We start from the raw sequence: 9,753 nt of genomic DNA, 5'->3' as shown, positions 1-9,753 counted from the left end.
ATGACCATGCGAATCCGACAGCAGCAGGGATGGTTCACCCGTCTTCGCGCGAAGCTCTCGCGCGAAGACGGGTGGGCTGGCACCGTCGTGCTCATCATCGGCACGATGTTCCTGCTGCTGCTCGGAGTCCAGGGTTTCGTCTGGTTCACCGCCTCCAACGCCGCGCAGATCGCGGCCCAGTCTGCCTACACGGTCGCCCGCTCGTACGAGTCGACGCCCGAAGCAGGACAGGCAGCGGCAATCCAGCTGCTCGAGTCCATGCCGGGCACGCTGCGCGACCCCGTGGTGACGGTCAACCGCACGGCGGAGTCTGTCACCGTGACGATCACCGGACAGGCCACCGAGGTCATCCCCGGCGGCCTGATCCCGCCTGCGACGTACACACTCACTGGACCTGTTGAGAGGTGGGTGCCAGCACCATGAAGACCTTCCTCAGAAAACTGTTCAGTGACGAGCGGGGAGATCTCGAAGACCTCCCCGGCTGGACGATCATGAGCATCGGCGCAGTCGCGCTCGTCAGCCTCATCCTGCTCTTCGGCCGACACGGATACGTGAACAACACCGTCCAAGCTGCCGCCTACGCTGCAGCCCGCGACGCCTCGCTCTCTCGTGCCGGCGACGCCGTTCCGCACGCCATCTCCGCAGCTCAGGTCGTCCTCGGCGACAACGTCCAGTGCACCGATCTGGACGTTCGAGTTGGCGGCAACGGTCTCACTACAGGCCTCGGCGAAGCAGGAACCGTCTCCGCCACGATCACCTGCACCGTCTCCACCGGTGACCTCGTGATGCCCGGCATCCCCCTCCCTGGCACGTTCACCATCGAGAAGACCGCTCACAGTCCCGTCGACCCCTACCGAGAGAGGTGACCCGTGAAGTTCCTCACTTGGTACGTCATGATCTTCATCGTCCTCGTCATGCTCGCCGGCCTCGCTACCGATTCCCTCGGGAAGATGCAGACGTTGCAGCAGGCCCTCACCATCGCGCAGAGCGCCGCTCGAGCTGGGACCAACGCCGCTACCGGCACCAGCACGAACGGCGACGCCTTCGACCTCTCCACGCAGATGGCGGCCACCGCCGCACAGAACTACCTCGCATCCGCAGACGTCCGAGGGACCGTTACCGTCACCGGAGATACCGTCTCCGTCACCGTGAACATGACGTATGAGCCTCATATGCTCGGACCCATCGGACTCCCGTCCATCCCCGTCGAAGCAACCGGCTCCGCCCGACTGATCGGAAACTGAGAATCATGAACCGTCGCACAGCAACCGCCATTGCCGGAGTCCTCGCCGTCACCGCGATGATGCTCACGGCATGCACGCCCAGCGAGCCGACGCCGACCAAGGAGCCCACGGCGAGCGCGACGCCGACCGCGGAGCCGACCGGAGTGCCGACCCAGGCGCCCGTCGCAGCGCCGAAGGACGAAGCCGAAGCCGTCGCTGCAGCGAACACCGCGTACATCGCCTTCCAGCAGGCGCAGTTCGACTTCATGGCGGACCCTGATCTCGGGCCGGACTACTTGGTGAACTTCGTCTGGCCCGGAACCCGCATGGAGACGATCATGCAGGACACCTACAACAACAAGATCGAGAAGAAGACTTCAGTGGAAGGGGAGCCGTTCGGATGGCAGGCCAATGAGGCTCTGTCCTATGTCGCTCCCCTCACGAGCCAGAGCAATGGCGAGGTCGATCCACTCGGAGCCGTGAATCTCTTCGGATGCAGCGACAACACCGGTACGACGTTCCTGCTGGACGGCGTCGAGAACACGGACATCCCCAAGGGCAGTTTCCCGTACCAGGTCGAGATGCTCTACAGCCCGGACTTTGAAGGCTGGTTCGTATCGAACTCGACTGAGATGACGGGCATGGAAGGGGCGCCGCTGTGTTGAGAACATGGGCGCGTCGCGGCGCAGCAGTCCTTGTCAGTTTCGCGGCCGTGATCGCGGTGTCTGTCTCCCTCTCGGTCCCCGCCGCCGCAGCGAATAACTGTCACACGAACTCGCAGGGTCAGGTCGTGTGTGATGTCGAGGTAGAGGTTCCCGGAGGCCCGGGCTCGGAGACTCCAGGTACGGGGCCGGCTGATTTCACGCCAGGCCCGACGACCTGCACGTATACGCCGAAGGAGGGCGAGCCGAGAGAGGTTCCGTGCTCGAAGGACGGCGGTTGGTGGGCGAACGACATCCAGTGCTATTGGACGTTGGATGACCCGCAGCGCCCTGCTCCCACCGGGCGTGACGCCAGCGTAGGTGCCTGGTACTCCTGCCTGCCGATCGAGCCCGCGGACTGCGGCGGTCGCCTCTGCTACGGCACGAGTGTCTGGCGTGAGACGCCTCCTCCCGGTGTGAACCGGTACACCCCCGCTCAGGCGGCTGGGATGCTGGCACGCACGTTCGTCCTGAAGCCGATCGAGATCGGCATGGCGCCGGAGCAGAAGGTGCACTCGGACGACCCTGCAGGCACGGCTCCGTACCGACGGACCTGGGTGGGTATCCCGGTCTGGCTGTGGGTTGATCAGCCGACGGAGAGCACGTGGGGGCCGATCTCACGCACCGCGACGTATGGCGGTGTGACAGTCTCTGGAACCGCGAGCGTGCAGTCGCTCACCTGGACCTCGGGCGATGGACAGAGCCTCAGCTGCGGCGCGGGTACCCCCTTCGACGCTGCAGCGATGGCGAACCAGGCAGCGGTCGACTCGCCCACCTGCGGATTCCGGTACCAGCACCAGTCCGATGGCGGCACCTTCACCCTGTCGGCAACGTCGACGTGGGCGGTTGAGTGGACTGGTGGCGGACAGTCTGGCCGGATTGCGATGCCGACCACGACGACGTCGACGACAGTCCGTGTGGGTGAGCTGCAGTCCGTTAACGTGTCACAGGACGGCGATACCTTCGGCGGTTGAACCGGAAGGAACGAACGATGAAGAAGCTGCTCACCGGGGCGGGCGCGCTCCTGCTCCTCACGGGGATCCTCGTAGGGATCCCCGCAGCCCTCGTGGCGCTCGCCGGGAATCCGTTCCCGACCGCTCAGCAGTGGCACGCGATCGTCACCCTCACACCCGACTACGGCAACGTGATCATGTTCACGAAGATCCTGCCGTTGGTCATCTGGGTGCTGTGGGCGGCATTCGCGATCCCCTTCCTCGTCGAGCTCGTCGCCGCGATGGGCGGACGCAAGACCACGAAGAAGGTCGCCGTGTTCCGTGGCCAGCAGAAGCTGGCCGCCGGTCTGATCGCCGCAGTCGCGGTCATGTTCGCCGGTGGCGCCGGGGCTCTCGCCGCCCCCGCTCCGGCGTCAGCAGACTCCTACTCGGTCGGCACCGTGGATGCCTCTGCGAGCCCGCTGGACCTGTCCAGCGCCATGGCCTCGGTTCAGGCCGCACAGACCCCTCCTGCGGCCCCTGAGCAGCAGCAGGTGGTGCACCAGGTCGTCGACGGGGACACTCTGTGGGATCTCGCCGTCCAGTACTACGGCCAGGGCGAGCGATTCGTGGAGATCTTCAACGCGAACCTGGGGGTGCAGCCCGACGGTCAGAGCCTGACCGACCCGGATCTCATCCTCCCCGGCTGGCAGCTCAGCATCCCCGGCGTCTACACGCAGGCTCCGGTCGAAGAGGCATCCGCGCCGACGACGCCGGCGCCGACGCCTGACGAGTCGGTGCAGGCTCCCTCGACGGATGCACCTGTCCTGGACGGTGCAGAGGGAGGCGCTGGCAGAGGTGCCGGCGGAGGCGCTGGCGCCGGTGAAGCCACGGACGTGCGCGGCATGGGTGAATCCATCGACCGCCCGGTGGTTGAGCAAGCCCCCGCCGTCGACGACGCGTCAGAGACAGCCGACGAGGCCGACATCGCGATCCCTCTGATGACGGCCGGAGGCATCGCAGGACTGCTCGTAGCCGGTCTTCTAGGCGCGTTGGGAGCGCGCCGACTACGACAGCGCCGCAAGCGCGTCAAGGGAGAGCGGATTGCTCTGCCAGAGCCCGAGGTGGCAGACCTCGAGCTGGAGATGCGGATGGTGGAGAACCCCATCGGCGTCACCGACGTCGACAACGCCCTGCGCACCCTGCAGGCATGGGCCGAAGACAACGGCGAGCAGCTGCCCGAGCTGCTCGCCGTCCGGGTCGCCGACGATGAAGTGGCCCTGTACCTGGCCGCGCCCGCGGATCTGCCGGAACCGTTCGAGTCGATGCACGAGGACCGCACCGCCTGGATCGTCCGGCCCGGCCGCGCGCAGGCCCCCGACCGCCCCACAGTGTCCCCGTACCCTGCCCTCGCCACCATCGGCACGGACGCACAGGGCGGCTACGTGCTGCTGGACCTCGAGCAGATCGGCTCCCTCAACGTCACCGGCGACGAAGAGATCGCACGAGGGATGCTGAACGCTCTGGCGTGCGAGTTCGCGACGAACCCGTGGTCGGACGAGATCCAGGTCACCCTCGTCGGCCTCGACGATGCGCTGGCCCGGGATCTCGATCGGATCCGCATCCACCAGGTCGCTGACATCCCCGCTCTCGTGCGCAACCTCCGTGCCGACCTCGACGACCGTCGGGACGCTCTGGACTCCTACGGCGTCGGGGGAGTGCTCGAGGCGCGATCGCGCGCCACCGACATCGAGACCTGGGCGCCGCACATCGTGATCCTGGCCGAGACTCCGATCGGCTCCCTCCGCGACGATCTCGCCGACCTTGTCGCACGGATGCCGCGACTGGGCATTGCCACGATCGCCCAGGGAACCGCGCTGGCAGCCGGTGCCACCGTCGAGGTGACCTCGAAGGAAGACGCCGAGTACCGCAGCGGCGGGGCCCTCCCGCCCCTCCCGTTCCGCCCGCAGATCCTGGCAGGCGAAGAACTGGAGCTCGTGCGGTCCCTGTTCGCCACCACCGACCGCGAAGCGCAGCCCGTCGACCTCGAGCAAGAACACGCCCATGCCGCGGCCGAGGCAGAGCCTGCCGAGACCACGACCGAGCTCATCGACGTCACAACGGCTGAGGACGAGCTGGAACCCGCCGCCGAAGCGACTGAGGTCGCCGCGGTGCCCGCAGCCCCCGAGCCCGTCGCCACCGCGGCGGTCGAGATCCCCGAGGCCGCCCCCGTGTCCGTCGTCGACGAACGCGCCGACGAGGAGCCCGCCGACATCGACGTGCCGAGCGTGGAAGTCCCCGACTGGCCCGCTCCCTACATTCGTCTCCTCGGCCCCGTTGATGCGCTTAACGTCGACATGGACGCGATCCCTGGCCGCGGCATCGAGTTCCTCGCCTTCCTCCTCCTGCAGAACACCCCCTCCGTCCCCGGAGCGCTCGTGCAGAAGAAGCTCTGGCCCGACACGTTCTCCAAAGACAACAACAACGCACGCCAGCTCGCGAAGCAGCTCCGCCGCATACTCGGCCATGACCCGTTCGGTCAGCCGCTCCTCCCCGAGGGCCGCAGCAGCGCCGGCTTCACCATCCACGACCAGATCCGCACCGACTGGCACGACTTCTGCGACCTCATCGGTCCCGACCTCAGCACGACCCCGAACGAGAACCTGATCCGCGCCATCCGCCTCGTCCGCGGCCAGCCCTTCGACGGTCTCAAGCGCCGCGGCGCCTGGTGGGCCTGGCGAGGACCGATCGAGGAGACCATGCGCGCCGCGATCCTCGACGCAGCCGACGAGCTCACCCACCGCGCCCTCGCGACCGGCAAGTTCGACGATGCCCGCCTCGCCGCCCGCATCGCCCAGTCCGCCGACCGCCTCAACGAGGCCGGATGGCGGCTGGAGATCGAGACCGCCATGGCCGCCGGAGACGTCGACGCGTTCAACACCATCGTCGGCGCCATGTTCGAAGTCGTCGGCGTCGACGCAGAGATCGACGACGCCACCCAGCAGCTGCTCGATGACGCCCACGAAAAGCTCCCCGGGCTCGCAGCACGGTGACCGAGCCGTCCACGTACCTGCTGGAACCTGCCTACACCCCCCGGCGGTCCTTCGCAGGGCCGTGGACGCTCATTTCCCTCAGTGCTGCCGTCCTCGGCCTCCTGCTCGTCGCCGCCGCACCTGTCCTGGGTGGCACCGCCTACGGCTGGGTAGTCGTCGCCGTCACGGCGGTCCGCTCCGCGCGTCTCGCCGTTGTCGATGAGCGCACCCACACGCTCCCCAACCGGCTCACCGGGGCACTGGCCGTGTTCGGGATCATCCAGGCGATCGGCATCTCCGCGTGGCGGCACGACGCCGCTCCTCTCGTCATCGCGGGGGTGACAGCGGGGATCCTCGCATCTCTTTACGCTCTTCTCGCGCTCACCAAGAGCGGCGGATTCGGTGACATCAAGTTCGCCGGCGCGCTCGCGTTGACCATCGCCCCCTACGCGGGGCTCTTCACGTTGTACTTGCTCCCCATCGCCTTCGTCATCAGCGCGGTCAGGATCATGGCCCGTCGCGTTCGTGGACGAGCGGCCAAGCACCCTCACGGGCCGTCCCTTGCGATCGCCGGCATAGTTCTCCTCGTTGGATCGATGCTCGCCGGCCCCGCACTGATCCTGGCCTAGCCGCGACACGCCGCAGCCGGCAACGGGGCGATCAGTTCCTCGACTTGCTCACGGACGGCAACTGGCCCCCCGAGTGGTCACCGGTTGTACGCAATCGTGAATGGTGAGTCGCATCGAGTCGCATCGAGTCGCAACGGCGAATCGCAGCGGTGAGTCGCACTGTGTGGTGCGAAAAGGCAAGTGAGACTTCGCCGATTTGCCGAGTGGCGAACGGTGAATGTGGTTCGATCTCCTCATGAGTTCCGAAACGACCACTGCCACTCCCGAGCAAACGAGGGAGGCCATGACGACACTGTCCCGAAGGAGGTACACCCAGATCCGCAGCATCCTCGTCCAGCTGCCCGAGCGTGGCGCCCCGAGAGCATCGACGGTATCGAAGATGCTGCACGGGCGGAAGCACCGAGCGCTGCTGCTCTATCTGCTCCTGCTCACCTGCTGGCCCTGGCTGGAGGAGCGCCGAAACCCCCTCGAGGGGTCGATCTGGATCCGCGCACTCACCTCCAAGAGCGGTCTCACCTGGACGCCGTCGACGCTCTCCCGCGCATGGGCCGAGCTCGCGGATCTCGGACTAGTGGAGCTGCCGAAGAAGGAAGGGCGATTGCGTCGACCACGGCCCCGCCGTGAGGACGGCGCTGCAGACTACGACGTCCCCGGAGGGCGCCGAGACAGGTACAACGCCTACTTCTCCCTCCCCGACGAATTCTGGACCGATGGCCTGTTCGCCAAGCTCTCCCTCCCTGCTCTCGTAATGCTGCTCGTCATCGCGAAAGAGACCAACTCGAAGAAGACCAAGGAGGTCTGGCTCCCCTATGAACACATGCCCGAGTGGTACGGGATCAGCGCAAAATCGGCGCAGAAAGGCATCACTGAACTTCTCGCGGAGCGCCTCATCAAGCGTCGCCCGGATGTCAGGCCCGCCCCACTCTCACCCACAGGAAGCACCACACACATGTACTACTCGCTCACCGGCGTCTACGGCCACACCTCGCGCGCCGCCCGCCGTAAGAAGGCCGCGAGCGCCCGCGCCGAGCGTGAGGCGCAGCGAGCGCTGGACGCGACACCCGAATCTCAGGAGACATCATGAACCCACCACCATCTAAGCCCGTGCGGCTCATCTATGTCGACGACTCTGGTGCCGAGCGCAGCGGCTACGCGACCTTCAGCTGGCTGGAGCTGCGCATCGACGACTGGCAGGTCGCGCTGCGTGAAGTACTGGACTGGCGGCATCGTCTCGCTCGTGAGCAGCAGGTCCCGGTGACCTACGAGCTGCATGCCACCAAGTTCGTCAATGGCCGCGGCGATCCGTCGCTCGATCCTTCGTGGAACCGCCATAAGGCGAAACGGTCGCTCGTCGTCGACGACGCGTTCCGGATGCTTGCGGCAGCACCTTGGTTGTCGGTGGGGACCATGTATTCGCAGACGTCGCTGCGCGGGCGCGCCTTCGCTGACGAACGTTCACGTGTCTATGGTGAACTCGTCACCCGGCTGGATCAGCGCCTCACGGCTGCGGGTGAGCTCGGAATTCTATACATGGATGGGGATGGCACCGACCGTAGCTATGTTGCGGCACACCGAGAGCTCAAGCTCGCTACCCGTTCCCTCATCGAGGATCCCGCGTTTCAGCACTCGCACAGCAGCCATTTGGTGCAGTTCGCCGATCTCGTCGCCTATGCCGGCTATCAGCACATTCTGCAGCTGCCGGAGAAGCGGTTCGCGTGGCCGTGGTACCCGTCTCTCAGTGCGGTCGACGTGAACGGTGGCCCGCTCGCTGTATAAGCCCGGAAAAAGAAGCTGGACCCGTGGGCCAGTGTTCACTGGGCGGGTCCGCTTGTATAGCTTACCTGATTCCGCGGGCCGAGTCTCAGCCATCTGGGTACTTCGTCAGACGCAACCGGTGATCGCAGCGGACGCGTAGGGGAGCTGGATGGCAATGGAGACTATGCCCAAGGCCAACAGGTACGCCGCGATCGCGATCAGTGGGACTGCGCCGGACAGTCCGCCCCCTGGTCGCACGAGTTGCCTGATCCGTTCAGGACCGGCGGCATGCAGCGCAGCTGGGTGAGAGTCGAGGGATGTATCAGGAGAAGGCTTCGCCATTTTGAGTAGGGCCCCTACAAGAGCGGGGGTTCCGACGGCCTGGCGCGCATGGTTGTCGGCCGCGATCTCGAGATAGTGAGGGATTGCTTCGGCGACTGCTGCAACGAGAGGCACCCATCGGAGATAGGCAGCTATGCCGTCGACCAGTGAAGATATCAGATGGTGATGCTGTCGCAGGTGAGCATGTTCGTGTTCCAGCACTGCGGCGAGTTCGTCGTGGTCGAGTGAGCGGATGGCGCCCGAGGAGAGGACGATGCCGCCATCACGCAAAGCGAATGTGAGGGCGAGGACTGTCTCGCTGTCGATGACGGAGACTTCGTGACCGTGGAGGCGGGTACGAACCGATCCCGACCGCACCGCTTCGGCGGTGACACGCGCTTTGCGCGCATTCCGCAGCATCCGTGCGCTCGTGGCTACACCCAAGGTCAGCGCGACGACCGCTGGTATGACGAGGAAGAGAATTGTCGGAACGAGCGAGCTCGTCGTTGAGTCGAGGAAGGGATTCGCCGCCGCCAAGCAACGCTGACAGACATCCGCAGCCTGCCCGGAGAGCACCACAGGTCCGGACCCGGCCCAGGCGAGCACTGGGCCGATGGCCAGTACGGATCCGATCCAGACGAGCATCCCGCCGACGATCAGTCCGATCGCTAGGCGAGGGATGCGGACCAGCGCCGGTGCAGCTCGACGCAACAGCCACGGGCCGAAAACTGCGAAGGCCGCTCCTCCCACGAGGAGAAGAACGGCGACGGTCAGTGGCATCACGGCCGTCCAGCCTCGTCGCGGCGATCCAGGTAGTCACGGAGAAGGTCGAGCTCATTCTCGGGCAGTGAATCGACGAACTGCAGTATCGACGACACGCGGTCGTGCGTACCTGCCAGTACCTGCTCGATGAGGCCCGCTGCATGCTCTTGCCTGCTCACGCGGGCGGCATATCGAGTCGACCGGTCTTGCCTTGTGATCACCAGCAGACCTTTCCGATCAAGGTTTCCCAACACGGTCGCGATCGTGGTGTACGCAGGGTCAGTGGGGAGTCCGTCGATGACATCTCGGACTGTGGCGGGGCCGCACTCCCAGAGCACATCCATCACCTGCGACTCGAGCGCACCGAGGCGAAGCACCCCGCGGGGTCCATCTGCTGG

At 66.0% G+C, this 9,753-nt stretch carries 11 protein-coding genes; 9 read left to right on the top strand and 2 right to left on the bottom strand.

Going from position 1 to position 9,753, the window contains the following annotated elements:
• The 9 genes from E0W80_RS15710 to E0W80_RS15670 all read left to right on the top strand — a co-directional run bounded on the left by E0W80_RS15710 (position 1) and on the right by E0W80_RS15670 (position 8,293).
• Positions 1 to 423, top strand: a complete 423-nt coding sequence (locus tag E0W80_RS15710) for a hypothetical protein (RefSeq protein WP_131493883.1) — start codon at positions 1 to 3, stop codon at positions 421 to 423.
• Positions 420 to 866, top strand: coding sequence for a hypothetical protein (locus tag E0W80_RS15705; protein ID WP_240740568.1), 447 nt, complete (start codon positions 420 to 422; stop codon positions 864 to 866). Before E0W80_RS15710 ends, E0W80_RS15705 begins: the two co-directional genes overlap by 4 nt.
• Positions 867 to 869: 3 nt before the next feature.
• Complete coding sequence (locus E0W80_RS15700; RefSeq protein ID WP_131493879.1) at positions 870 to 1,244, top strand: hypothetical protein; 375 nt, start codon at positions 870 to 872, stop codon at positions 1,242 to 1,244.
• A gap of 5 nt (positions 1,245 to 1,249) precedes the next feature.
• A complete protein-coding gene (locus E0W80_RS15695) occupies positions 1,250 to 1,888 on the top strand; it encodes a hypothetical protein (RefSeq protein ID WP_131493877.1) in 639 nt (212 codons plus the stop codon).
• Positions 1,889 to 2,196: 308 nt separating this feature from the next.
• Complete coding sequence (locus E0W80_RS15690) at positions 2,197 to 2,898, top strand: hypothetical protein (RefSeq protein WP_240740567.1); 702 nt, start codon at positions 2,197 to 2,199, stop codon at positions 2,896 to 2,898.
• Positions 2,899 to 2,915: 17 nt separating this feature from the next.
• Positions 2,916 to 5,909: a LysM peptidoglycan-binding domain-containing protein gene (locus tag E0W80_RS15685; protein WP_131493875.1), complete on the top strand. Its 2,994-nt coding sequence runs from the start codon at positions 2,916 to 2,918 to the stop codon at positions 5,907 to 5,909.
• Positions 5,906 to 6,517 (top strand): prepilin peptidase, encoded by a 612-nt coding sequence (locus E0W80_RS15680; RefSeq protein ID WP_131493873.1) that lies wholly within the window; start codon positions 5,906 to 5,908, stop codon positions 6,515 to 6,517. Before E0W80_RS15685 ends, E0W80_RS15680 begins: the two co-directional genes overlap by 4 nt.
• A gap of 283 nt (positions 6,518 to 6,800) precedes the next feature.
• Entirely contained in the window at positions 6,801 to 7,601 is an 801-nt protein-coding gene (locus E0W80_RS15675; RefSeq protein WP_131493871.1) for an ArsR family transcriptional regulator, read from the top strand.
• Positions 7,598 to 8,293, top strand: a complete 696-nt coding sequence (locus tag E0W80_RS15670) for a DUF3800 domain-containing protein (RefSeq protein ID WP_240740566.1) — start codon at positions 7,598 to 7,600, stop codon at positions 8,291 to 8,293. The genes E0W80_RS15675 and E0W80_RS15670 overlap by 4 nt, the downstream gene beginning before the upstream one ends.
• A gap of 105 nt (positions 8,294 to 8,398) precedes the next feature.
• Here the strand turns inward: E0W80_RS15670 and E0W80_RS15665 are convergent, their stop codons facing one another.
• Positions 8,399 to 9,373 carry a M56 family metallopeptidase gene (locus E0W80_RS15665; protein WP_131493867.1) on the bottom strand — a complete coding sequence of 325 codons (975 nt, stop codon included), beginning with the start codon at positions 9,371 to 9,373 and terminating at the stop codon, positions 8,399 to 8,401.
• A complete protein-coding gene (locus E0W80_RS15660; protein ID WP_240740565.1) occupies positions 9,373 to 9,732 on the bottom strand; it encodes a BlaI/MecI/CopY family transcriptional regulator in 360 nt (119 codons plus the stop codon). The genes E0W80_RS15665 and E0W80_RS15660 overlap by 1 nt, the downstream gene beginning before the upstream one ends.
• Positions 9,733 to 9,753 lie beyond the last annotated feature (21 nt).

It is taken from the genome of Microbacterium sp. PI-1, from assembly GCF_004337555.1.
In the GTDB taxonomy this organism is placed as follows: Bacteria; Actinomycetota; Actinomycetes; order Actinomycetales; family Microbacteriaceae; genus Microbacterium; species Microbacterium aurugineum.
The sequence above is the reverse complement of the archived record's forward strand: the minus strand, read 5'-3'. Positions and strand labels throughout refer to the sequence as shown.